Source organism: Patulibacter medicamentivorans (assembly GCF_000240225.1).
Lineage (GTDB): Bacteria > Actinomycetota > Thermoleophilia > Solirubrobacterales > Solirubrobacteraceae > Patulibacter > Patulibacter medicamentivorans.
Window position 1 is genome coordinate 1 of record NZ_AGUD01000049.1, and the last position, 23,211, is coordinate 23,211.

A 23,211-nucleotide genomic window follows, 5' to 3' on the forward strand; every position below is an offset into this window, starting at 1 on the left:
CGCCGGCGCCCGCCCAGGCGCCCGCCGCGCCGGTCCCGGAGCCGGCGGTCGCGGGGCCCGGGCCGCTCGCCGCCCGCGACGGCCTCACGCAGCTGCTGGACCGGGCCGTCCACGAGAGCACCGACCAGAGCCGGCAGGCGCTGTTCGACGCGATCGTCGGGGCCCTGGTCCCCGACGAGGCCCGGATCCTCGCCGCCCTCGCCGACGGGCACCGCTATGCCCTGATCCACGTCGCCGAGCCCGGCGGGCGGCGCGTGCTGGAGAACGCGTCGAGCGTCGGGCGCGCGGCCGGGGTCGCCCTGATCGACCGGGTCCCGCTCTACGTGACGCGGCTGCTCGGCATGGACCTGATCGTCGAGGGTCCCGGCGACAACGCGCTCAAGGACGACTACGCGGTGCTGCTGACCGACGGCCCGGTGCGGGCGGCGCGCGAGCAGGCCGCCGGTCGCCGGCCGGCGAAGGTGCTGCGGCGGACGCTCTCGATCTCGCCGCTCGGCCGCGAGCTGTGGGAGGCGTGCCGGCCGTGATCGCGAGCCTGCCGCTGGCGATCTTCGACCACCCGCTGTGGGTCTACGTCGCGCTGCCGCTGATGGGGGCCTTCGTCGGCTGGAGCACGAAGCTCGTGGCCCGCGAGATGATGTTCAAGCCGCTCGAGTTCAAGGGCCTGGTCGACCCCTGGCTGGGCTGGCAGGGGCAGATCCCGCGGCGGGTCTCGAAGATGGCCGGGATCGCGGTCGAGACCGTCGTCGGCAAGCTCTTCACCGCCCGCGACCTGATCGACCGGATCGACCCGGACGATCTGACCAAGGCGCTTCAGGAACCGCTCGAGGAGGCCGTCGACGACATCGTCCGCGAGGTCGTCGAGTCCTACCGGCCGGGCACCTGGGACGGCCTGCCGCAGCCGGTCCGCAACGCGATGCTGAGCCGCGCCCGGGCGACCGCGCCGGCGACGATCAAGCGGCTGATGGCCGACCTGCGAGAGGACGCCGACCGGGTCCTCGACCTCAAGCACATCGTGGTCGAGCGGCTGGTCGGCGACAAGCCGCTGGTCAACACGATCTTCCGCGAGCTGGGCGCCGGCGCGATCCAGCTGCTGCTGAAGGCCGGGCTGATCTTCGGCTTCATCATCGGCGTCGCCCAGGCGATCGTCTTCGGGATCACCGACAACCACTGGGTGCTGCCGGCGTTCGGCCTGCTCAGCGGCGGCCTGACCGACTACGTCGCGCTGCAGATGGTCTTCCGGCCCAAGACGCCGAAGCGCTACCTGGGGATCTTCCGCTGGCAGGGCCTGTTCCACAGCACCCGCGAGCAGGTCTCGAAGGACTACGCGAAGCTGATCGCCGGCGACATCCTGACCCCGGCGGTGGTGATCGAGGGGGTCCTCAACTCGCCGACCGCCGACAAGCTCTTCGCCCTCGTCGCGCGCGAGGTCGAGACGGTGATCGACGAGCAGACCCGGCTGGCCCGTCCGGTGCTGCGGCTGACCGTCGGCGACGCCCGCTTCCGCGACCTCAAGCAGCGCGTCGCCGACCTGGTGATCGCCCGCCTGCCCGAGCACGCCCAGCTGCTCGACGAGTACGCCCAGCAGAAGCTCGACGTCGAGGGCCTCGTGGCCGAGCGGATGGCCCTCCTCGACACCGACGACTACGAGGGCCTGATCCGGCCCGCCTTCAAGGACGACGAGAAGGTCGTCGTCCTCGTCGGCGCCCTGCTCGGCTTCCTCGTCGGCGAGCTGCAGGTGCTGCTGATCACGTCGCTGGCGTAGGGGTTGGCTGGCGTGGAGGAGCCGTGAGCGGGAGGGCCGTGAGGGCGTGGCGTCCGTCCCGGGGCCAATCCCGCCAGGCCAGCCCGACCACCGCCAGCCCGATCACGACCACCCAAGCCGACTCGCCTCGAGGGGCGAGTCGGCACCGGCCTCAGGCGGCGCGCTGAAGCACCGCCCTCAGGCGGCGGGCTCCAGCAGCTCCGGCCCGAGCGCGTCGACCAGCATCAGGGCGCTCTCGAGCTCGACGCGGCGGTCCATCATCGCCGGGCCGACGAGCGAGGTGACCCGCCGGATCCGCATGTAGACCGTGTTGTGGTGCATGTTGAGCGCGCCGGCGGCGTGCTTGTAGCTGGCGCCGTGGGCGAAGAACGCGCGCAGGGTGTGCCGCAGCTCGGCCGCGGAGGGCTCGTCGACGGCCAACGGGCCGAGCCGGCCGCTGACGAAGCGGCGCGCGCGGTCGAGGTCGCTGGCCAGCAGCGAGACCAGCTCGACCGCCGAGTAGGGGGTCACCGAGCCGCCGCTGGGGGCGAACCGGGCGGCCTCGCGGGCCTCCTCGTGGCTGACGCGGAAGCCCTCCATCCCGCGCGCCGGGCGACCGATCGCGGTCCGGATCCCGGAGTGCGAGCGGGCGTCGCCGAGGCGGTCGACGATCTCGCGCGAGCCGATCGCGGGCAGGCCGCACCAGGCCCAGACCGTGGTCGGCCCACCGGCGACGATCAGCGGGACGGTGCAGCCGAGCCGGCTGGCGGCGGACAGCGCCTCGCGCTCGAGCAGCTTGGTCGTCGTGACGTCCGGGTCGACCGCGTCGACGACGATCCCGACGTGGTGCGCCTCGAGGTCGTAGCCCAGCCGGGCGCTCGCCTCGCGCTGGTTGTGGACCGCGCCCTCGAGGATCGCGTAGGCCGTCTCCGCGCGCACCGCCGAGGCCGAGCGGGTCCACTGCTCGAACTCCTCGCGGTAGGCGGTCGCGACCGCGGTCGAGCCGCGGTCGATGTAGTCGAAGAGGAAGCGCGAGACGCCGTCGAGGGTCGGGAACAGCCGCTCGGGGTCGTCGTAGAGCCCCTCGCGCAGCGCGCTGCTGGCCGCGTCCCAGACGAAGGCGTGGCCGACGCGGTACTTGCGCAGGACCGTCTCCAGCGGGACCTTGCGACGCGCGAAGCCGCGGACGAGGTCCATCGCCGGCTCCGGCATCACCATCGCCTCGGCGCCGCTGCCGGTCTGCAGCAGGTCGGTCACCTGCTGGAGGTGCGACGAGCAGCAGCTCTGCACCTCCGCTGGCGCCGAGCGCTCCTGGATCTCGGGGATCGCGGTCCGCATCACCTCGGACATCGCCCCACCGAGCTGCTCGATGCGCTCGGCCAGGTCCGAGGCCATGCTGCGCGCCACCTCGGCGCCCGGCCCAGCCATCAGCGCCGTCGTCCCGGCGCCGCTCGGAGCTCCCACTGCGGTCAGCGCGCGGTCCTCCCGCGCACGGGTCTGCTGCCTTCCGGCCATCAACTCCTCCTCCCTCTGCACGCGATTGAACCACATCCAGGGCCCAAGGCTCGACATGGTGTCAGGGGACCCCACCGGTCCGGGGGGACGAGGAACGTACGGCGTTCGCTGTGACGGGCGGCCGAACGGCCGGTGTGCGGGCGCCACAGCCGGCTTCGGAGCTGTTGTCGCCCGAGCCCGCTCTCGCTCCGTCGCCGATCGGCGAACGTGGTCCCATCGAGACGCCCGGAATCCGCCCGGGCGGACTCGCCCGCCCCAGGAGCAGCGCATGTCCACCATCACCGAAGACCAGGCCGCGTCCGCCGTACCGGACGGCTTCGCCTCCGACCTCTCCGCGCTGCGCTCCGCGGCGACCCGCTGGGCCCGCCTGCCGCTGGCCGACAAGCGGCGGTTGCTGACCGGGCTCCACGACGCGGTCGCCGAGCACGCCGAGGAGTGGGTGCGCCTGACCTGCAAGGGCAAGGGCCTGGAGCTGTCCTCGCCGCTGGCCGGCGAGGAGTGGGTCTCGGGACCGTGGGTCCACCTGGGCTTCACCCACGCGCTCGGCCGCAGCCTCGACGCGCTGCTCGAGGGCCGCGCGCCGATCGACGACGTCGGCGTCGAGATGGCCCCGGGCGGGCGGCTGTCGGTGCCGGTGCTGCCGTTCGACGTCTTCGACCGGCTGCTGCTGTCGGGCTTCAAGGCCGAGGTCTGGCTGGAGCCGGGGATCACGCTCGACCAGGCTCGCACGCGCTCGGCGTCGCGGCTGAAGGAGCCGGACGAGGGTGGCGTGGCGCTGGTGCTCGGCGCCGGCAACATCTCCTCGATCGCGCCGCTCGACACGCTCCACAAGCTCTACACCGACGGCCGGGTGGTGCTGCTGAAGCTCAACCCGGTCAACGCCTACCTGAAGCCGCTGCTGGAGAAGGTCTTCCACGAGTTCATCGCCGCCGACTTCGTGCGGATCGTGGCCGGCGACGGCGCGGTCGGCGCGCGCCTGGTCGCCGATCCCGAGGTCGACGAGATCCACGTCACCGGATCGGCGGCGACCCACGACGCGATCGTCTTCGGCGGCGGCGAGGAGGGCGCCAAGCGCAAGGCGAAGGGCGAGCCGCTGATCTCCAAGGAGGTCACCAGCGAGCTCGGCGGCGTCTCGCCGGTGATCGTGATGCCCGGACGCTGGAGCGCCGCCGACCTGAAGTTCCAGGCCGAGCACGTCGCCACCCAGCGGCTCCACAACGGCGGCTACAACTGCATCGCGGCCCAGGTCGTGGTGCTGCCGGCCGGCTGGGCCCAGGGCCCGCAGTTCATCGAGCACCTGCGCGACGCGATCAAGCGGACGCCGCCGCGGCCGGCCTACTACCCCGGCAGCGACGCGCGCGTCGAGCGGGCGCTCGAGGTCCACGGCGACGCGCGCGTCTGGAGCGACGCGCCCGGCCGCTCGCTGGTCCAGGTCGACGCCCAGGCGTTCGACGACGCCTTCTGCACCGAGTACTTCGCGCCGGTGCTGGCGGTCACCGAGCTGCCGGCGCCGAGCGCCCAGGAGTTCCTCGACAACGCGGTCGAGTTCTCCAACGAGCGGCTGGTCGGGACCCTCGGCGCCAACCTGATCGTCGACCCGCGGACCAAGCGCCAGCTCGGCGCGGGGCTGCGGGCCGCGGTCGCGGACCTCCGCTACGGGACGATCGCGATCAACTGCTGGACCGGCGTCGGCTACATGACGCCGCGCGCCTCGTGGGGCGCGTTCCCCGGCCACAGCGCCGAGGACATCCAGAGCGGCGTCGGCGTCGTCCACAACGCGCTGCTGCTCGAGGGCACCGAGCGGACCGTCGTCGAGGGCCCCTTCCGGCCGGCGCCCCGGGCGCTGCTCGGCGGCGAGCTGACGATGTCGCCGAAGCCGCCGTGGTTCGTGACCAACCGGACGGCGAACGTGACCGCGCGGCGGCTGACCCGGTTCGCGGCCAAGCCGCGCTGGTCGCGGCTGCCGGGGATCTTCGCCTCGGCGCTGCGCGGGTAGCGCGCGGGTCCCGCAGGCAAGCGGAAACGCGCCAACTTCGGCGCACGCGATGAGTCTCGGAGCGGGGCCGGGTCATAGGCGCCGAACCCACCGACCCGTTCCGAGGAGCCCCGCATGTCCCAGTCCCGCCTGATCTTCGTCAACCTGCCCGTCGCCGACGTGGCCGCCAGCCGCGCGTTCTTCTCCGCCCTCGGCTTCGACTTCGACGAGAAGTTCTGCGACGACTCGTCGGCCTGCATGGTCGTCAGCGAGCAGGGCTACGTGATGCTGCTGTCGCGCGACAAGTTCGCCCAGTTCGTCGCCAAGCCGCTCGCCGACGCGCAGGCGGCCACCGGGTTGACCGTCTGCGTCTCGGCCGACAGCCGCGAGGAGGTCGACGAGCTGGCCGACGCCGCCCTGGCCGCCGGCGCCGGCACCGCTCGCGAGGCCAGCGACTACGGCTTCATGTACGGCCGCAGCTTCCACGACCTCGACGGCCACCTGTGGGAGGTCATGTGGATGGACCCGCGAGCCGTCGAGCAGGGTCCCGAGGCGTTCGCGAACAGCCAGGCGACCGCCTGAGCGGGGTCGCCTGCGACGTTCCGACCGGAACCGCCTTCGGCTCAGCGGATCGGGCAGGACGGGAGAGCCGGCCTGCAATAGCGTGGGGATCCGCTGCGCATCGGCCGCGGCCCGACCCAGGAGACTGACGTGCGCATCCAGCTGTTCCTCGCCTACTGGCCCTGGTTCTCGCTCGACGAGCAGATCGCGCTCGCCGAGCAGGCCGATCGCGAGGGGCTCGACGCGGTCTGGGTCTCGGAGGCGTGGGGGCAGGACGCGGTCTCGGTGCTCGGGGTGCTGGCCGCGAAGACCGAGCGGGTCGGCATCGGCTCGGCGCTCTTCCAGATCCCGGCCCGCCAGCCGACCGCGGCGGCGATGGCGGCGGCGACGCTCGACGTGATCTCCGGCGGCCGCTTCCGGCTCGGCCTGGGCGTCTCGGGCCCGCAGGTCTCGGAGGGCTGGTACGGGGTCCCGTTCACCCGGCCGCTGGGACGCACGCGCGAGTACGTCGAGATCGTCCGCCAGGCGCTCTCGCAGGAGAAGGTCGTCCACGAGGGGCGCGAGTGGACGCTGCCGGTGGCCGAGGGGACCGGTCTCGGCAAGCCGCTGCGGCTGATGATCCGGCCGGTCCAGGAGCGGCTGCCGATCTACCTGGGGGCGATCGGCCCGAAGGCGATCGAGCTGGCGGGCGAGATCGCCGACGGCTGGCTGCCGGCGTTCCTCAACCCGCACGACACGGCCGTCCTCTTCGATCGCCTCGACGCCGGCCTGGAGCGGGGCGGCCGCACGCGCGCCGACGTCCAGGTCGTCGCCGGCGTGCCGGTCGCGGTCGAGGACACGCTCGAGGCGGCGCAGGAGGCGGTCCGGCCGTGGATCTCGTTCTACCTCGGCGGGATGGGCGCGAAGGACAAGAACTTCTACGTCGACCTCTGCGACCGCTACGGCTTCGGCGACGAGGCGCGCGAGGTCCAGGACCGCTTCCTCTCCGGCGACCGGATCGGCGCCATGCGCGCCGTGACCCCCGACCTGATCGAGGTCGCCGGGATCGCCTGCACCCCGGACGAGCTGCCCGCGAGGGTCCGCGCGTTCGCCGACGCCGGCGTCGACGGGCTCAGCGCCGTGGTCTTCGGCAGCGACCGGGCGCGGACGGTCGGGCTGCTGGCGCAGGCGCAGGCGCAGGGCTGAGGGCGCGGCTGCGGCCGTTGGCCGGCCGGGAGTCCTCGCAGTCCCACGACGAGCCCCGCCATTCGGGGGCGATCGGGGGATCTCGAACCCGGACGCGGTCACAGGATCGAGCCCTGCTCGTATAAGAGAACGTGGGCCGTCCCGACCACCGCACCGACCAGGAGCTCCTACGCGCCTCGGGCAGCGAGCCCGAGGCGTTCGGCAGCTTCTACCGCCGCCACGTCGCGGCGCTGCTGGGCTACCTGCTGCGACGCACCGACCGTCCCGACCTGGCGGCCGACGTCTGCGCCGAGACCTTCGCCTGCGTGCTGGAGCGGCTGGATGCCTTCGATCCGGCTCGCGGCTCGGCCCGCGGCTGGCTGTTCACCATCGCCGGCAACCAGCTGGTCGACGCGGTCCGGCGCGGGCAGGTCGACGACCGCGCCCGTCGGCGGCTGGGGATGGAGCGGCGCGAGCTGACCGATCGCGACCTGGCGCGGATCGACGAGCTGCTCGACCGCGAGTCCGAGGACGCCGTGCGGGGCCTGGTCGCCGACCTGCCGGAGGAGCAGCGCGACGCGCTCCACGCCCGGATCGTCGAGGAGCGCGACTACGCCGAGATCGCCGCCTCGCTGGCGGTCTCCGAGGCGGTCGTCCGCAAGCGCGTCAGCCGCGGTCTCGCGCTGCTGCGAGGACAGCTGGGGGAGGCGCGGCGATGAGCGACTTCATCGAGGGCTTGGAGCACGACCTGGTGCGGGCGGCGGCGCGCCGAGCGGGGGTGCCGGAGCCCGCGGCGGCAGGACCGCTGCGGGCCCTCGGGGAGCGAGCGGGCCGCTGGTCGCTGCGGACCGTGCTGGTGGCGATCGTGCTCTCGTTCGGCGTCACCGCGGGCGCGGCGGCCGCGACCCTGCTGGCGCTGCGCGGCTCGGTGATCCCGGCGCCGGCGAAGGAGGACGTGCCGCCGACCCAGACCCCGGTGCCGGCGTCGTCCCACGTCTCGTCGCTGCGGGTGGCGGATCCGGACGCCGGCGTCCCCCCGTGGACGCTGCGGATCGCCCGCAGCGAGACCGGGTACACCTGCAGCACCGTCGGCCAGGTGCGGGACGGGCGGTTCGGCCTGGTGGGCATGGACGGTCGCTTCCGGACGATGGCCGAGGGCGTCACCGATGCCTGCGGCGAGGAGCAGCGCGGCGCTCGGGCGACGCTCGTCGGGGCGCGGGTGCTCGCGGCCCGGCGACCGCGGGACGTTCGCACCGTGGTCAGCGGCGTGGCGGGTGGTCGGCTGCGGCGGGTCGAGGTGGCCAGCGTCGGCGGTCGCCGGCGGTTGCCGGTCGCGGGGGGCGGGGCGTTCCTGGCCGTCTACGCCGGCTATCCGGAGAACCTCGGTCTGGTGGTGACGATGACGTTCGCCGGCGGGCACCGTCAGGTCGAGCGGCTTGGAGCCGACTCGCGGGTCGTGCTCGATCCGTCGGGCGGCAACGCCTGGACCAGCGACGGGTCGGGAACAACGAGCGGCGATGCGCGGACGTGCACGGACTTCACCTGGGCCCGCCAGCAGGCCGACGCGCCCCTCAGTCCGCGGGCCTGCGGGCTGCTGCGGCAGGGGGGCAAGGCGGAGAAGTACCGCCAGTTTGGCTTCTTCTTCGCGGTGCGGCGCCTGAGTGCAGCCGAGAGGCCGATCGGTCGCGGGCCTGGGAGCAACCGAAGGCGATGGCCGCGCGGCCTGGTTCGCACGGCGGTCTGGGGCGTCGCCGGTCACGACGTGCGATCCGTGTCCGTCCTCGGTGCGCCCGGAGGGCCACGGCGAGCGCTTCAGCGGTACGGGGGGATCATCCTGGCGGTACTGCCGGCATCGGTCCCACCACGCCAGCTCCGGATTCGGCTGCGGATGCGGGACGGCAGCGTGCGGACGTTCCGCGGCGACGCCAACCTGGTGCGGCGCCCGGTGCCTGCACCCCGACCCGGAGCAGGGCGATGAGGCGCAGGTGGTGCGGGGCAGGAGCGGCATTGGTCGGTGTCGGCGTGGCGGCGGGAGCGGTCGCCGCGTTGGCGGTGCCCGAGCACGAGACGCGATCGGCGACGGCGTTGGCGGCGCCGATCCTTCGAGAGCGTCCCGCCCAGGTCGTGCCTGCGCGGACCGCTGCGGTTCAGCCGCGGGTCGTGGGCGCTGTGATCGTGGCGGCCAGGGTCCGCGACCCCGCGGGCGGACCCGACTGGGCCGTATGGCGCTTCAACGCTCGGCGACCGTCCTTCACCGAAGGTCGCGCACTGGATCGCTTCGACCCTGTGCGGTGCGCGCAGCTGGTGCGGTTGGTCGGTGACCGCGCGGGGTGGTTGGACGGCGAGGGCACGTTCCGCCCGGTCCGGCCGGGGAGCGCAGCGACGCCGTCCAACTGCCTGACACGCCGAGAGGATCGAGACGGCGCAGGCTTCGCCGAGGCGATCCACCCGTTGCGGGGGCTCGGCGGTCCGTCGCCGCAGATCAGCACCACGATCGTCTGGGGCGGAGCGGGGGCGACGGCTCGCAACGTGCGAGTACGACTGGCGGGTCGGCTGCGCGCCGTCCCGCAGGCACGGGAAGGGACGATCCTGATGTCCGTGGATCGTCGCTTCTACGGCGCCCACGTGCCGGTGGTGGCGGAGTACCCGGGGCGTGGGACCGTCGACAGCCAGCGGCGGCAGGAACAGGCGGAGAAGCGGATGAACCGCGAAGCGCCGCGATGGCTTCGCCGGCGGCTGGGCGAGACGCGCGCGGCGGCTCCCCGCCAGGACGCGACGGTGCGGATCGGCGCGCGAGCCGCCGATCCGTCCGGCGGCTTGCCCTTTGGCGTGCCGATCGCCCGCGGCCCACGGGGTTGGTGCGCCGGGCAACCCGGGCGCATCGTCGAGGATCACGTCGGCTACGTCGATCGCCGGACCGGACTGCTCCGCGACCTTGCCCTCGGGACGATGAACTGCTCGCACCCGACGCCCGGCCGCGAGAGCCTGCTGGGCGTGAGGGGCGGGGGCGACCTCGGTCAGGAGCCCCCGGACCGCGCCGATGCCGGGTCGGATCGCGTGGCACGGCGTGCGCTGCCGGACGTTACCTACGTCGCGGGGATGGTCTCGCCGCAGCTGCGCACGCTGACGCTGCGGTCCCCGCGCGATGTGCGGACGGTGGTGCCGCAAGGGCCGGCGCACGTCTACCTGGTCGTCTATGACGGCCGCTTTACCACGGGCACGCTTCGCTATGAGGGCCGCTATGCCGACGGCCGGATCCAGCGTCAATCCACGCGACTGAGCGGCTTCTGAGCCCGTTGGGCGCGATGAGCCTCCTGGTCGACACCCCCTCCGGCGTCCTCCAGATCGAGCGCGTCGGCTCCTACAGGACCTACGTCGCGCGTCTCGACGGTGGACCGTGGACGGCCTGGGGCGAGCTACGCGAGGTCGTCGCCGAGGCGCTCGACTGCGAGGCGGGGGACGACGCGGTCACGGCCGTCCTGTGGCCGGCGTCGGCCGCCTGGTGAGGCGCGTGGGGGGACGCCTCGAGACCGGGCGGATGGGCCGGACGCCTCAGGCCCCCGGCTCGTCCACCGTCACCTGGTAGACCTTGCGCAGCGTCTCGTGCACGCGCCAGATGGTCCGGTCGCCGGCGCGCAGGACGCCGAGGGTGCCGGGCCGCAGCTCGAGCGTCGCGCCGCCCTCGATCTCGACGGTCGCCTGGCCGCTGAGGACGACGAACAGCTCGTCGGCCTCGACGTCGCTGCTGACCCCGGGCGTGATCTGCCAGATCCCGCGGATCACGCGGCCGTCGGGCGAGCTGTCGAGGGTCAGCTCGCTGACCTGTGGATCGCCCTCGATCACCTGCGAGGGATCGAGCGGGGCGGGGCCGAGGACGGCGGTGGCGACGTCGACGGCGAAGGCGGGGAGGGACATGGTGGCTCTCGGTCGGGGTGGGGGCGGTGCCGCTGCGCTCAGCTGTCGAAGCCCAGGCCCAGGCGGTCGAGCGTCCGCAGCCACAGCCCCCGCCGGCCGCCGTTGCGGTCGGCCGCGGCGAGGCGGTTGCGGGTCAGCTGGATCCCCGCCGAGCGCAGCGGCTCGGGCGGGAACGGGGTCGGCTTGATGCGGACGTAGCGCAGGCGGGTGGCATCGGTCTCGCGGCCGTCCAGCAGGTCGAGCGCGACCCGCGCGCCGAACCGCGTCGCCGCGACGCCGAGGCCGGTGTAGCCCGCCGCGTAGGCCACGCGACCCCGGTGGGCGGTGCCGAAGAAGACGGAGAAGCGGCTGCAGGTGTCGATCGCGCCGCCCCAGCGGTGGCTGAAGCGCAGGCCCCGCAGCTGCGGAAAGGCGGTGAAGAAGTGCTGAGACAGCCGCGCGAAGGTCGCCTCGTGGTCGTCGAGCCGCGGCGCGACCGGGCCGCCGTAGCGGTAGACGGCGTCGTAGCCGCCCCACAGGATCCGGTCGTCGGCGGTCAGCCGGTAGTAGTGGAACTGGTTGGCCGCGTCGCCGATCCCCTGACGGTTGCGCCAGCCGATCGATGCCCGCTGCTCGGCGCTCAGCGGCTCGCTGACCAGCACGTAGTCGTAGACCGGGGCGACGTAGCGGCGCAGCACGCGCACCAGCGGCGGGAACGCGTTGGTCGCCAGCAGCGCCCGCCGCGCCCGCACCCGGCCCTGGGGCGTCAGCACCTCGACGCCGGCATCGGTCTCGCGCAGGTCGCTGGCCGCGCTGTGCTCGTGGATCCGGACGCCGGCCCGCAGCGCCGCCGCGCGCAGGCCGAGCGCGAGCTTGCCGGGATGGACCAGCGACGCGCCGGTCCGGTCCCACAACCCGCCGTGGAGGACCGGCGACGCCAGCTCGGCCCGGACCGCCTCGGCGTCGAGCACGACCGCGTCGTGGCCGAACCGGCGCAGCGTCTCGGCGGCCTCCTGCAGCTCCTCGGCGTGGGCCGGGTCGAGGACCACCTCGAGCTCGCCGGTGTGCTCCAGCTCGGCGTCGATCCCGTGCCGCTCCAGGTCGGCTCCGAGCCCGGCGTGGTTCTCCAGCCCGAGTCGCTCGAGCGTCGCCAGCTCGTCGGCGAAGCGGGCCATCCCGTTGTCGATCCCGTGGGTCAGCGACGCGACGCAGAAGCCGCCGTTGCGACCGCTGGCCCCGAACGCGCAGGTCTCCGCCTCGAGCAGCAGGACGTCGCGGGCGGGGTCGTCGGCCTTGGCGTGGAGCGCCGCCCAGAGCCCAGTATAGCCGCCGCCGACGATGCACAGGTCGGCCTCGGTCGGGCCGACCAGCGCGGGGGCCGGATCGGGGATCGCGACGTCGGTCGCCGCCGGATCGAGCCAGAACGGCCGCACCACCGCGTCCGCGTAGGCCGCCCGCTGCTCGGGAGTCGGGTCGGTGCGCGGCCACGGGGACATCGACGCGCAGGCTAGCCGCGGGCGCGGCCCGGCGGCAGGCCCGCGGGCGACCTGCGACAGGGCGTCTGGTGGGACCGGTCGACCAGCGACGCAGCGTCCGGCCGACTCTCCGCCGCGCCGCGCCGCCCGCCCGCGAGCCGCCCGTCGCTCGCGGACCGGATCCGCCCTCGCGGCGCGAGGACCTCAGCCCGCGCGCAGCGCCTCCGCGTCCACCCGCCCGTTGTCGACCAGCAGCCGCAGCGCCCGGACGGTCAGGACGCCGCGCCACTCCAGCGCTCCCGCCGGCGACCAGCGGGCCCACTCGACCGGCCAGCCGCCGTCGTCGCGCTGCAGGCCCTCCAGCCGGTCGAGGTCGGCGTCGATCGCGGCCGGGTCGATCAGCGCGCGCAGCGCGGTCCCGGGACGCGGGGAGAAGTCGAGCGGGCGCATCGCCTCGTCCTCGGCGCCGCCCGCGACCGGGACCGTGGCGGACGCGGGCAGCAGCGCGGCCAGCCGCCGCAGCTCGGCCGCCGGCTCGTCGCCGTCGAGCGCGTCGAGCAGCAGCAGCGCGTAGCGCAGCGTCATCGCCTGCGAGACGTCGCGCAGGTCGGCGATCCGCTGCAGGCAGAAGCGCGTCGCCCCGGCCAGCCACGGGTGCTCGCGGACCCCGGCGTCGTGGCGGGCGGCGCGATGGGCGGCCTCGGCGATCGCCGCGGTCAGGTGCAGCGACGAGGCCGCGACGTCGGCGCCGGCGAACCAGGCCGCGACTCCGGGGCCGGCGGCGCCCGCCAGCGAGAACGGGACCCCGCCGTCCGGCAGCGAGACCGCCGCCAGCCAGTCGCAGGTCGCTCGCGCCGCCGGACCGCCGGCCGGGCCCAGGTCGGCCAGCAGCTCGAGCGCGTGCAGCGCCCCGATCGGCTGGCTGCTCGGGCTCCGCTGGTCGGGCTCGAGCCCCCAGCCGTAGCCGCCGTCCTCGTTGCGGTAGCCGGCCAGCGCCCGCAGCGCCGGCGCCGCGTCGCCGCGACCGAGCAGGGCGTCCAGCCAGCGCCGGTCGAGCACCCGGCCGTGGGTCGCCAGGAACGGATCGATCGCGCCGAGGTTCACCATGGCCCCAACGTAGCCCGCGCCGCCGGCCCGGTCTTGTCGCTTTCGGACGTCCGCCAGCCCCGCGAAGCTTCTTCCCGCCCGCCGACTCGCCACACAGATCGTCCAGTGACGGGAGGCGCGGGATTGGACGATCTGCCACGGACGTTCCGGCGCGCAGCCGCGATGATGAGCGCCCGCCCGCGCGACGACCGCGCGGCCGCCCCGACCCGCCGCCGATGCCCACCACCCCCAAGCCCGTCGCCCCGCCGGTCCCCCGGATCACCGTCGCCCAGGCGCTCGCGCTGCCGGTCCTGCGGCGGGCGCTGCCCGACGTGCTCGCCGGACGCGACCACCTGGATCGGCCGATCCGCTGGGTCCACGCGGGCGAGGTCGCCTACATCGCGTCGATGCTGACCGGCGGCGAGCTGCTGCTGACGACCGGGATGGGGATCGGGCGACGCGCCAGCGACCAGCGGCGGTTCGTCGCCGGCCTCGCCGAGAAGGGCCTGGCGGCGCTGGCGATCGAGCTCGGGCCGACGTTCGCCGAGCTGCCCGACGCGCTGGTCCAGGCGGCCGAGCAGCACGGTCTGCCGCTGATCGCCCTCAACCGCGAGGTGGCGTTCATCAGCGTCACCGAGGCGATCCACACCGAGATCGTCAACGCCCACTACGCGCTGCTGCGGCGCGGCGACGACGTCCACCAGCAGCTGACCCAGCTGCTGCTCGACGGCCACGGGATCCCCGAGGTCCTGCGGACGACCTGCGAGATGCTCGGCAACCCCGTCTTCCTGGAGGACGGCGACGGCCGGCTGCTGTTCCACGCGGGCTCGGCCGGCGACGGCGTCGATCCGCTCGACGCCTGGAAGGCCGCCGGCAGCGAGGGCGGCCGGGCGCCGTGGCGGGCCGGGCTGTCGGCGCCGGTGCCGATGGGCGCCAACCAGCACGCGGGCCGGCTGCTGGCGCTGCCGGTCTCGGGGCCGCTCGACGAGATCGCCGACGTGATCCTGCAGCGCGCGGCGGCGATCGTGGCGCTGTCGCTGCTGCGCGCGCGCCAGGAGGAGGAGCTGGTCGCCCGCGAGCGCGGCAACTTCCTGGCCGACCTGGCCGAGGGCCGGATCGCCGGCGGCGACGCCGAGCGGCAGGCGGGGTCGATCGGCTTCAGCTCGCAGGCGCCCCAGGTGCTGCCGATCGCCGCCGAGAGCGGCGCGGTCGCCGGATCGGCGGCCTGGAGCCTGGTCCTGCGCGACGCCCAGGCCGACCTGGAGTCCCGCGGCCTGGCCGCGCTGGTCGGGCAGCGCGACCGCGCGGGCCGGCTGCTGGCGGTCGTCGCGCTGCGCGAGTCCGACCAGCGGGCGACGGTCGCGTCCGCCGCCGCGCGAGCGATCCGGGTCGCCGCCGAGCGCCGGCTGGGCGCCAGCGACATCCTGATCGCGGTCGGCCCCGGGGTCCGCTGGCGCGACGCCGGGCCGGCGCTGAAGCTCGCCGCCGAGACGGCCGCCAGCGCCGCGGCGCTGCCCGCGGCCGAGTGGCACGACGTGCGGGCGCTCGAGCTTCAGCGGCTGCTGTGGCGCTGGCGCGACGACCCCGAGCTGGCCGGGTTCGTCGAGCGCCGGCTCGGCGCGCTGGTCGCCCACGACGCCCAGCGCAAGCACCACCTGCTGCCGACGCTGGAGGCGCTCTGCGCCAACGGCTGGCGCAAGGCGGAGACGGCCCGCGCGCTGCACCTCAACCGCCAGGCGCTCTACAACCGGCTGACCCGGATCGAGGAGCTGCTCGAGGTCGACCTGAGCGATCCCGAGCAGACGATGACGCTGCACCTGGCGCTGCGGGCGAAGCCGTACGTCGACGGGCAGCGGTGAGGCTGGCCCCTAGCCGGTCCGCGCGATCAGCACGCTGCAGGGCGCGTGCCGGACGACCTTGTCGGCGACGCCGCCGAGCAGGTAGCGGCGGGCGCCCCGCAGGCCCTTGCTGCCGACGACGACCAGGTCGGCATCCTGCTCGCCGGCGACCGTCACGAGCACCGACGCCGGGTCGCCGCGGCGGACCTCGCCGGTCGCCTCGACCCCGACGGCGAGCGCGGTCCGGCGGCCCGCGTCGACCACGGCGCCGGCGTCCTCCTTCGAGGCGACCATCCAGCCGAGGTCCGAGAGCCCCTCCGGGACCGACCGCAGCCCGCGCGGCAGGACTCCGCCGGCGAGCCCGTAGTAGGCGCTGACGACGTGCAGGCTCGCGCCCAGCCCGGCGGCCAGGGTCGCCGCCTCGGCGACGGCGCGATCGGCGCTCGCCGAGCCGTCGCTGCCGACCACGATCCGCGTCGGGGCGCCGGCGGCGGGCACCGGCGCGCGCTCGCCGTGGGGCACCGCCGTGCCGCCGCCGGCCGCTGCCCGCAGGACCGCCCCGACCACCACGATCGAGCCGGCGGCCGCCGCCTGCAGCAGCTCTCCGAGGTCGCTGCCGATGCCCTCCTCCTCGGGCAGCGCGACCCGCAGCTCGACGACCTGGCCGTGGCGGGTCGTCCCGGCGTCGTCGCCGAGCGCCGAGATCACGTGCATCGCCCCCGGGTTCTGGGCCAGCACCGACGCGGTCAGCGTGTCGACGCCCTCCTCGCGCGCACGGTCGGCGACGGCCTCCAGCAGCATCCGGCCGAGGCCGCGGCCCTGCCAGTCGTCGAGCACGGTGACCGCGATCTCGGCTTCCCGGCCGTCGGGCTCGAGCCGGATGTAGCGGGCCACGCCGAGCCCCTCGCCGGTCGCCGGATCGACGGCCACGATCGCCTCGTGGTCGTGGTGGTCGACGTCGGTGAGGTACCGCAGCATCCGCTGGCTGAGCTGCGGCATCGGGCCGAAGAAGCGGGTGTAGCGGGCCTCCTCGCTGAGCCGGCCGAGGCCGCGCTGGAGCGCGTCGCGGTCGTCCGGCCGGATCGGCCGCAGCCAGACGACGCTGCCGTCGTGCAGGCGCACCGGGCGGTGGGAGGGAGCGTCCACGCGACGGTTCTACCAACCCTGCCGCGCGCCGAGCGCGGCCCCGACACAACGTCTGTCGCCTCCGGGGGAGTGGCGACGACCTGCCCGCTGCCCCGGCCCCGGGGGCTGCGTCACGCTCGACATGGGTCCACTCCCGCTCGCGACGCACGCGCTCGCGGGTATCGGGAGGACCGCTTCCGAGACGAGAGCCGAGCCGCCATGACCGACACCCTGACCTCCGAGCCGACCACCGACGTCCGGACGCTCAAGCTCTTCGTCGGCGGCGCCTGGATCGACTCCACCGCCGACCAGCACCTGGAGTCCCGTGACCCGGGCTCGGGCGAGCTCCTGGCCCGCGTCCCGCTCGGCGGCGCCGCCGACGTCGACGCGGCCGTTCGCGCCGCTCGCGAGGCCCAGCGGGCCTGGCGGCGGACCGCCCCCCAGGTCCGCGCCCGCGCCCTCTACCGCCTGCGCGACGTGCTCGACCGGCACCGCGACGAGCTCGCCGCGCTGGTCGTGGCCGACATGGGCAAGACCTTCGACGACGCCCTCGCCGAGGTCGGCCGCGGGATCGAGTCGGTCGAGGCCGCGATGGGCGGGACGCACCACCTGAAGGGCCAGAACCTCGAGGGGATCGGCACCGGCGTCGACGTCGAGCTGCACCGCCAGCCGGTCGGCGTGGTCGCCGCGATCACGCCCTTCAACTTCCCGGTGATGATCCCGCTCTGGTTCCTGCCGTTCGCGCTGGTGACCGGCAACGCCTTCATCCTCAAGCCCTCCGAGCAGGACCCGCTGGCGAGCGAGCGGATCGTCGAGCTGGTCGGCCAGGTCGACGAGATCCCCGCCGGGCTGGTCAGCCTGGTCCACGGCGCCAAGGACGCGGTCAACGCGATCCTCGACCACCCCGGGATCGACGCCGTCAGCTTCGTCGGCTCGGCCACGACGGCGCGCTACGTCGCCACCCGCGCGACCGAGCAGGGCAAGCGCGTGCAGGCCCTCGGCGGCGCCAAGAACGCGATGATCGTGATGCCGGACGCCGACCCGAAGCTGACGGCGTCGCAGATCGTCGGCTCCGCCTTCGGCGCCGCCGGGCAGCGCTGCATGGCCGGCTCGCTGGCCGTCCTCGTCGGCACGCAGGAGGAGCAGGACCGCTCCCTGCAGCTGATCGTCGACGCCGCGTCGAAGCTGACCAGCGGCCCCGGCAGCGACCGCGCCACCGACGTCTGCCCGGTGATCAACGCCGGCTCCCGCGAGCGCCTGGTGGCCGAGATCGACGCCGCCGAGCGCGACGGCATCGAGGTCGTCGTCGACGGCCGTACCGCCGACGCCGGCGCCGGTGGCGCCAACCTCGGCGCGACGGTCCTCGACGGCGTCCCGGCCGATCACCGCGTCGCCACCGAGGAGCTGTTCGGCCCGGTGCTCGGCGTGATCCGCGTCGCGACCCTCGACGACGCGATCGAGTTCGCCAACGCCAGCCGCTACGGCAACTCGACGATCCTCTTCAGCGAGTCCGGCGGCGCCGCCCGCGAGTTCCGCTACTCCGCCGACGCCGGGATGCTCGGCGTCAACGTCGGCGTCGCGGCCCCGATCGCCTGGATGCCGTTCGGCGGCTGGAACGACTCGATCGACGCCGACCTGTCCGCCAACGGCGAGGACGGCTTCCGCTTCTACACCCGCCAGAAGGTCGTCACGACCCGCTGGGGCGGGACGTCGGCTGCCGCCGCGGGCGGCGGAATGCGCTTCTGAGAACGGCTGCGGAGAGAGGAACCGACCATGGCCACCACCGCCACCACCAACGCCCACGACGACCTCCAGCGGTCGGCGCGCGAGCACCTGCTGCTGCACTTCACCAAGCACGCCGCGGCCTACGGCGACCCCGTCAAGGGCACCCCGCCGGCCCGCGACCTGCTGGTGCTCGAGCGCGGCGAGGGCCCCTGCGTCTTCGACACCAGGGGCCGCCGCTACGTCGACGCGCTCTCGAGCCTCTTCTGCTCGCAGATCGGCTACTCGTACGGCGAGGAGATGACCGCGGCGATCGCCGGGCAGCTCTCGACCCTGGCCTTCAACACCAACTGGAACACCGCCCACCCGGCGGCGATCGAGCTGGCCGAGCAGCTGGCCGAGCGGGCGCCGGGCGACCTCAACCACGTCTTCTTCACCAACGGCGGCTCCGAGGCCGTCGAGTCGATGTGGAAGATCGCCCGCGAGTACTACCGCGCGATCGGCCAGCCGCAGCGGACGAAGGCGATCGCCCGTCACATCGCCTACCACGGGGTCACCCTCGGCGCCCTCTCCTTCACCGGCGTGCCCGGCTTCAAGGAGGGCTTCGGCACCCCGCCGATCGACGTCACCCACGTCTCGAACACCAACCGCTTCCGCGCGCCCGAGGGCGACGACGAGGCCGCCTTCACCGCCCGCCTGCTGCAGGAGGTCCGCGACGCGATCGCCGCCGCCGGCGCCGACGAGGTCGCGGTGATCATCGCCGAGCCGGTCCAGAACGCCGGTGGCTGCCTGACGCCGCCGGCCGGCTACTGGAAGGGCCTGCGCGAGATCGCCGACCAGCACGGGATCCTGCTCGTCGCCGACTCGGTGATCTGCGGCTTCGGCCGGATGGGCAACTGGCTCGGGATCGAGCAGGAGGGCGTCGTCCCCGACATGGTCACGACCGCCAAGGGGATCACCTCGGCCTACCTGGCCGGCGGCGCGGTCTTCGTCGGCGACAAGGTCGCGGCGGGCCTGCACGACCCGGCGACCGTCCTGCGCCACGGGATCACCTTCGGCGGCCACCCCGCGATGGCGGCGGTCGGCCTCAAGAACATCGAGATCTTCGAGCGCGACGGCGTGCTCGAGAACGTCCGCCAGCACGAGGCGTACCTCGGCGCGCGGATGAACGAGCTGCGGTCGCTGCCGATCGTCGGCGACGTCCGCGGCCAGGGCTTCTTCTGGGCCGTCGAGCTGGTCGCCGACGAGGCGGCCGGTCGCTTCGACCAGGCCCAGCGCGACGACCTGCTGCGCGGGTTCCTGCCCGGCCGGCTGCTCGAGGCGGGCCTGATCGCCCGCGCCGACGACCGCGGCGACAGCGTCCTGCAGATCGCGCCGCCGCTGATCTCCGACACCGGCGTCCTCGACGAGATCGTCGGCGCGCTCGGGGACGTCCTGACCGATGCCGGCACCCACATGGGCGTCGCCGGCGCCACTTCCTCCACTCCCTCCACCACCTCCGAGGTTCACTGAGATGCGCGTTGGCGTTGTCACCGAGATCAAGCCGGCCGAGCGCCGGGTCGCCCTGACCCCCGCCGGCGCGCACGAGCTCGCGGGCCGCGGGCACGAGGTCCTCGTCCAGGCCGGGGCCGGCGTCGGCTCCGGGTTCGCCGACGCCGCCTACATCGGCGCCGGCGCACGGATCGTCGAGGCCGCCGAGCAGGTCTGGGCCGACAGCGAGCTGCTGCTGAAGGTCAAGGAGCCGATCGAGCCCGAGTACGAGCTGCTGAACGGCGACGCGACCCTCTTCACCTACCTGCACCTGGCCGCCGCGCCGCGGCTGACCGAGGCGCTGGTGGCGTCGGGCACGACCGCGATCGCCTACGAGACCGTCACCGGCGCCAACGGCAAGGGCCTGCCGCTGCTGGCCCCGATGAGCGAGGTCGCCGGTCGCCTGGCGACCCAGGCCGCCGCGTACTTCCTGCAGTCCCCGCTCGGCGGCCGCGGCGTGCTGATCGGCGGCGTCCCCGGCGTCGCGCCGGCCCGCGTGGTCGTGATCGGCGGCGGCGTCGTCGGCACCAACGCGGCTCGCGTGGCGGTCGGCATGGGCGCCGAGGTGACGATCCTCGAGCGCTCGATCGCCCGCCTGGCCGAGCTGGAGCTGCTGTTCGACGGCCGCGCCCGGGTGCTGATGAGCGACGCGCTGACGCTGCGCGAGGAGATCGCCCACGCCGACGTCGTGATCGGCGCCGTGCTGGTCGCCGGGGCCGCCGCGCCGAAGCTGATCACGCGCGAGATGCTGGCCGAGATGCGCTCGCGCTCGGTGATCGTCGACGTGGCGATCGACCAGGGCGGCTGCGCCGAGACGTCGACCCCGACCACCCACGACGACCCGACCTACCTGGTCGACGACGTGCTCCACTACTGCGTCGCCAACATGCCCGGCGGCGTGCCGGCGACCTCGACCCGCGCGCTGACCAACGCGACGCTGCCGTACGTGCAGGCGCTCGCCGACCACGGCGTCGACGGCGCGTTCGCGAAGATCGCGGGCCTGTCCGACGGCGTCAACGTCCGCGCCGGCCAGATCACGATCCCGGCGGTCGCCGAGGCGCTCGCCGCCAGCCACGCGGCGGCCTGAGCCGCCCCACCCCGGAGCCCCCGCATGAGCACCACCGGAGTCACCACCCTGCAGAACGTCGTCGGCGGTCAGCTGGTCGATGCGACCACCGGCGTCTTCGAGGACGTGATCGACCCCTCGACGGAGGAGGTCATCGCCCGGGCGCCGGTCGGGGGCGCCGAGGACGTGACGCGGGCGGTCGACGCCGCCAGCGCCGCGGGGCGCGAGTGGGGGCGGACGACGCCGGCCGAGCGGCAGACCGCGCTGCTGGCGATCGCCGACCTGCTCGACGAGCACCTGGACGAGCTGGGCGAGACCGAGGCCCGCGACGCCGGCAAGCCGCGCGGCGCCTCGCGCGACGAGATCGCCCTCTGCAGCGACCACCTGCGGTTCTTCGCCGGCGCCGCCCGCAACCTCGAGGGCAAGGCCGCCGGCGAGTACGCCGAGGGCTACACCTCGTTCGTCCGCCGCGAGCCGCTCGGCGTGGTCGGCCAGATCACCCCCTGGAACTACCCGCTGGCGATGGCGATCTGGAAGATCGGCCCGGCGCTGGCGGCCGGCAACACGATCGTCCTCAAGCCCTCCGAGCTGACCCCGCTGACGACCGTCCGGCTGGCCGAGCTGGCGGCGCAGGTGCTGCCGGCCGGCGTCTTCAACGTGATCACCGGCCACGGTCGCCCGGTCGGCGAGGGGATCGTGACCAACCCGGCGGTGCGGCTGGTGTCGCTGACCGGCTCGGTCGGGACGGGCAAGGCGATCGCCCGCGCGGCGGCCGACACGCTGGCCCGCACCCACCTGGAGCTGGGCGGCAAGGCCCCGGTCGTCGTGCTCGACGACGCCGACATCGACGCGGTCGTCGAGGGGATCAAGGTCGGCGCCTTCTACAACGCCGGCCAGGACTGCACCGCGGCCTGCCGCGTGATCGCCACCGCCGGCGTCTACGACCGGTTGCTCGAGGCGCTGGTCCCGGCGGTCGAGTCGATCCGCCTCGGCGAGCCGTTCGGTGGGGCGGGCGGGGTCGATCCGGACGACGTCGAGCTGGGGCCGGTCATCAGCGCCGCCCAGCGCGAGAAGGTGCTCGGCTTCGTCGACCGCGCGGACGCGGCCGGCGCCCGGGTCCTGACCGGTGGCAGCGCCGCCGGCGAGCGCGGCTGGTTCGTGCAGCCGACGATCGTCGCCGACCCGGCCCAGGACAGCGAGATCGTCCAGCGCGAGGTCTTCGGCCCGGTCGTCTCCGTCCAGCGCGCCGCCGACGAAGCGCAGGCGATCGAGTGGGCCAACGACTCGGTCTACGGCCTGGCGTCGTCGGTCTGGACCCGCGACGTCGGCTCCGCCCTGCGCGCCACCCGCGACCTGAACTTCGGCTGCGTGTGGGTCAACGACCACCTGCCGTACCTGTCCGAGATGCCGCACGGCGGCTTCGGCGAGTCGGGCTACGGCAAGGACCTGTCGATGTACTCGCTCGAGGAGTACACGCGGGTCAAGCACGTGATGGCGAACCTCTCCTAGGGCGCGGCCGGGGGCGCCGCCACCGCCGGCAGGTCGCAGCCGTAGCCGGCGTCCTGCTGCCACGGGTGGCGGCCGCGGGCGCGGCGCAGCGCGTAGCTGGCCCGCCCGTGGACGTTGGTCAGGTGCCAGACGGCGTGGACGCTGGCCGGCAGCGAGGTGTTCCAGAAGCTGCCCGGGAGCGGGTCGAGCGGGCGCGGCTCGGTCAGCTCGACGTCGGCGGCGATCCAGCCCTCGCCGTCCTCGTAGGCCAGCCGGCCGAGGCTGCGGCCCTGCGCGTCGGTGATCTGGGTCTCGCCGAGCATGATCGTCGGCCAGGCGATCCCGTTCATCATCGGCGTCCGCATCGTGATCTCGCCGACGTGCGAGGGGTGGACGGCGGGCGCGCCGACCAGCCGCGCCATCCGGCCCGGCGTCTCCCGCGCCAGCTGCAGCATCGTCGCGTGGTCGCGGTCCCAGAACCACGGCCGCGTCAGCGCCCACTGGGGGAACGACGGGAAGCACATGCCGCCCGCCAGCAGCCGGACGCGGCCCCGCAGGCGCGCCGCGGTCCGCGTCCGCATCCACTCGAAGCCGTTGGCGACGCCGATCGCCCCGCGCGCGGTCTCGGCGATCCCCTCGTCGCGGCCGGCGGCGTAGAAGGCGTTCTCCCACATCGTCGGCTGGTCCTTGTCGTGCAGGTGGGCGGTCCCGTCCGGCTCGACGACGTAGTAGGTGTTGAACGTGTCGCGCCCGCGGATCGTCAGCGCGCCCGCCCCGATCGTGCAGTCGTGCTCGCGCGCCAGCCGCCGGTAGAGCGCCAGCGCCGGCCCGTCGACCGGCAGCGCGCAGGTCCGCATCGCCGGATGGCAGATGTTCGGCGTCGTCGAGACCTCGGGCAGGAAGACCATCTGCGGCTGGTGCTCGCGCACCGCCTGCCCGATCACGTCCTCGATGTGGCGCAGGTTGGCGTCGATCTCGCCCAGCCGGACGGCCAGCTGGACGGCGACGACGCGGGTGGCGGCGGGCAT

20 protein-coding genes are annotated in these 23,211 nt (G+C 74.5%); 14 read left to right on the forward strand and 6 right to left on the reverse strand.

What is annotated here, in order from left to right; genetic code table 11:
• Both PAI11_RS26850 and PAI11_RS05430 read left to right on the forward strand, forming a co-directional pair.
• A partial coding sequence (locus tag PAI11_RS26850) for an Abi-alpha family protein (RefSeq protein ID WP_050897118.1) occupies positions 1 to 527 on the forward strand: 527 nt, incomplete at its 5' end.
• Entirely contained in the window at positions 515 to 1,765 is a 1,251-nt protein-coding gene (locus tag PAI11_RS05430; RefSeq protein WP_138974119.1) for a DUF445 domain-containing protein, read from the forward strand. The genes PAI11_RS26850 and PAI11_RS05430, both read left to right, overlap by 13 nt.
• A 177-nt stretch (positions 1,766 to 1,942) precedes the next feature.
• On the opposite strand, the gene PAI11_RS05435 is transcribed toward PAI11_RS05430, so the two are convergent.
• Positions 1,943 to 3,259 carry a PucR family transcriptional regulator gene (locus PAI11_RS05435; protein ID WP_138974120.1) on the reverse strand — a complete coding sequence of 439 codons (1,317 nt, stop codon included), beginning with the start codon at positions 3,257 to 3,259 and terminating at the stop codon, positions 1,943 to 1,945.
• A gap of 268 nt (positions 3,260 to 3,527) precedes the next feature.
• Between PAI11_RS05435 and PAI11_RS05440 the strand changes: the two genes are divergently transcribed.
• The 7 genes from PAI11_RS05440 to PAI11_RS05470 all read left to right on the forward strand — a co-directional run bounded on the left by PAI11_RS05440 (position 3,528) and on the right by PAI11_RS05470 (position 10,465).
• Entirely contained in the window at positions 3,528 to 5,255 is a 1,728-nt protein-coding gene (locus tag PAI11_RS05440; protein ID WP_007571702.1) for an aldehyde dehydrogenase family protein, read from the forward strand.
• Positions 5,256 to 5,369: 114 nt separating this feature from the next.
• Complete coding sequence (locus PAI11_RS05445) at positions 5,370 to 5,816, forward strand: VOC family protein (protein ID WP_007571704.1); 447 nt, start codon at positions 5,370 to 5,372, stop codon at positions 5,814 to 5,816.
• A gap of 129 nt (positions 5,817 to 5,945) precedes the next feature.
• Complete coding sequence (locus tag PAI11_RS05450) at positions 5,946 to 6,980, forward strand: LLM class F420-dependent oxidoreductase (protein WP_007571705.1); 1,035 nt, start codon at positions 5,946 to 5,948, stop codon at positions 6,978 to 6,980.
• A gap of 131 nt (positions 6,981 to 7,111) precedes the next feature.
• Entirely contained in the window at positions 7,112 to 7,678 is a 567-nt protein-coding gene (locus PAI11_RS05455; RefSeq protein WP_007571708.1) for an RNA polymerase sigma factor, read from the forward strand.
• Entirely contained in the window at positions 7,675 to 8,937 is a 1,263-nt protein-coding gene (locus PAI11_RS05460) for a hypothetical protein (RefSeq protein WP_007571710.1), read from the forward strand. The genes PAI11_RS05455 and PAI11_RS05460 overlap by 4 nt, the downstream gene beginning before the upstream one ends.
• 74 nt (positions 8,938 to 9,011) lie before the next feature.
• Positions 9,012 to 10,250, forward strand: a complete 1,239-nt coding sequence (locus PAI11_RS05465; RefSeq protein WP_138974121.1) for a hypothetical protein — start codon at positions 9,012 to 9,014, stop codon at positions 10,248 to 10,250.
• A 14-nt stretch (positions 10,251 to 10,264) separates the two neighbouring features.
• Positions 10,265 to 10,465: a hypothetical protein gene (locus PAI11_RS05470; protein WP_007571714.1), complete on the forward strand. Its 201-nt coding sequence runs from the start codon at positions 10,265 to 10,267 to the stop codon at positions 10,463 to 10,465.
• Between the two features lie 46 nt (positions 10,466 to 10,511).
• On the opposite strand, the gene PAI11_RS05475 is transcribed toward PAI11_RS05470, so the two are convergent.
• The 3 genes from PAI11_RS05475 to PAI11_RS05485 all read right to left on the reverse strand — a co-directional run bounded on the left by PAI11_RS05475 (position 10,512) and on the right by PAI11_RS05485 (position 13,435).
• Positions 10,512 to 10,874: a cupin domain-containing protein gene (locus tag PAI11_RS05475; RefSeq protein WP_007571715.1), complete on the reverse strand. Its 363-nt coding sequence runs from the start codon at positions 10,872 to 10,874 to the stop codon at positions 10,512 to 10,514.
• Positions 10,875 to 10,912: 38 nt separating this feature from the next.
• A complete protein-coding gene (locus PAI11_RS05480; RefSeq protein WP_007571717.1) occupies positions 10,913 to 12,349 on the reverse strand; it encodes an NAD(P)/FAD-dependent oxidoreductase in 1,437 nt (478 codons plus the stop codon).
• A 183-nt stretch (positions 12,350 to 12,532) separates the two neighbouring features.
• Positions 12,533 to 13,435, reverse strand: a complete 903-nt coding sequence (locus PAI11_RS05485) for a hypothetical protein (protein ID WP_040598544.1) — start codon at positions 13,433 to 13,435, stop codon at positions 12,533 to 12,535.
• A gap of 215 nt (positions 13,436 to 13,650) precedes the next feature.
• Here PAI11_RS05485 and PAI11_RS05490 point away from each other — a divergent pair, with 215 nt between their 5' ends.
• Positions 13,651 to 15,273: a PucR family transcriptional regulator gene (locus PAI11_RS05490; RefSeq protein WP_007571721.1), complete on the forward strand. Its 1,623-nt coding sequence runs from the start codon at positions 13,651 to 13,653 to the stop codon at positions 15,271 to 15,273.
• A gap of 9 nt (positions 15,274 to 15,282) precedes the next feature.
• Here the strand turns inward: PAI11_RS05490 and PAI11_RS23950 are convergent, their stop codons facing one another.
• Entirely contained in the window at positions 15,283 to 16,398 is a 1,116-nt protein-coding gene (locus PAI11_RS23950) for a GNAT family N-acetyltransferase (RefSeq protein WP_007571723.1), read from the reverse strand.
• A 198-nt stretch (positions 16,399 to 16,596) separates the two neighbouring features.
• Here PAI11_RS23950 and mmsA point away from each other — a divergent pair, with 198 nt between their 5' ends.
• Genes mmsA through PAI11_RS05515 form a run of 4 tightly spaced genes read left to right on the forward strand, consistent with a single transcriptional unit; the run spans position 16,597 to position 22,204 of the window.
• Entirely contained in the window at positions 16,597 to 18,123 is a 1,527-nt protein-coding gene (gene mmsA, locus PAI11_RS05500) for a CoA-acylating methylmalonate-semialdehyde dehydrogenase (protein ID WP_007571727.1), read from the forward strand.
• Positions 18,124 to 18,150: 27 nt separating this feature from the next.
• Positions 18,151 to 19,611, forward strand: a complete 1,461-nt coding sequence (locus tag PAI11_RS05505) for an aspartate aminotransferase family protein (protein ID WP_007571729.1) — start codon at positions 18,151 to 18,153, stop codon at positions 19,609 to 19,611.
• Between the two features lies 1 nt (position 19,612).
• Positions 19,613 to 20,716 (forward strand): alanine dehydrogenase, encoded by a 1,104-nt coding sequence (gene ald / locus PAI11_RS05510; RefSeq protein ID WP_007571731.1) that lies wholly within the window; start codon positions 19,613 to 19,615, stop codon positions 20,714 to 20,716.
• Between the two features lie 24 nt (positions 20,717 to 20,740).
• Complete coding sequence (locus PAI11_RS05515; RefSeq protein ID WP_007571733.1) at positions 20,741 to 22,204, forward strand: gamma-aminobutyraldehyde dehydrogenase; 1,464 nt, start codon at positions 20,741 to 20,743, stop codon at positions 22,202 to 22,204.
• Here the strand turns inward: PAI11_RS05515 and PAI11_RS05520 are convergent.
• Complete coding sequence (locus PAI11_RS05520) at positions 22,201 to 23,211, reverse strand: carbon-nitrogen hydrolase family protein (RefSeq protein ID WP_007571735.1); 1,011 nt, start codon at positions 23,209 to 23,211, stop codon at positions 22,201 to 22,203. The genes PAI11_RS05515 and PAI11_RS05520 overlap by 4 nt on opposite strands.

Coding starts and splice junctions, on each gene's coding strand:
- PAI11_RS05435 (WP_138974120.1), bottom strand. CDS start 3,259: ATGGCCGGAAGGCAGCAGACCCGTGCGCGGGAGGACCGCGCGCTGACC.
- PAI11_RS05440 (WP_007571702.1), top strand. CDS start 3,528: ATGTCCACCATCACCGAAGACCAGGCCGCGTCCGCCGTACCGGACGGC.
- PAI11_RS05445 (WP_007571704.1), top strand. CDS start 5,370: ATGTCCCAGTCCCGCCTGATCTTCGTCAACCTGCCCGTCGCCGACGTG.
- PAI11_RS05460 (WP_007571710.1), top strand. CDS start 7,675: ATGAGCGACTTCATCGAGGGCTTGGAGCACGACCTGGTGCGGGCGGCG.
- PAI11_RS05470 (WP_007571714.1), top strand. CDS start 10,265: ATGAGCCTCCTGGTCGACACCCCCTCCGGCGTCCTCCAGATCGAGCGC.
- PAI11_RS05475 (WP_007571715.1), bottom strand. CDS start 10,874: ATGTCCCTCCCCGCCTTCGCCGTCGACGTCGCCACCGCCGTCCTCGGC.
- PAI11_RS05480 (WP_007571717.1), bottom strand. CDS start 12,349: ATGTCCCCGTGGCCGCGCACCGACCCGACTCCCGAGCAGCGGGCGGCC.
- PAI11_RS05485 (WP_040598544.1), bottom strand. CDS start 13,435: ATGGTGAACCTCGGCGCGATCGATCCGTTCCTGGCGACCCACGGCCGG.
- PAI11_RS05490 (WP_007571721.1), top strand. CDS start 13,651: ATGCCCACCACCCCCAAGCCCGTCGCCCCGCCGGTCCCCCGGATCACC.
- mmsA (WP_007571727.1), top strand. CDS start 16,597: ATGACCGACACCCTGACCTCCGAGCCGACCACCGACGTCCGGACGCTC.
- PAI11_RS05505 (WP_007571729.1), top strand. CDS start 18,151: ATGGCCACCACCGCCACCACCAACGCCCACGACGACCTCCAGCGGTCG.
- ald (WP_007571731.1), top strand. CDS start 19,613: ATGCGCGTTGGCGTTGTCACCGAGATCAAGCCGGCCGAGCGCCGGGTC.
- PAI11_RS05515 (WP_007571733.1), top strand. CDS start 20,741: ATGAGCACCACCGGAGTCACCACCCTGCAGAACGTCGTCGGCGGTCAG.
- PAI11_RS05520 (WP_007571735.1), bottom strand. CDS start 23,211: ATGCCCGCCGCCACCCGCGTCGTCGCCGTCCAGCTGGCCGTCCGGCTG.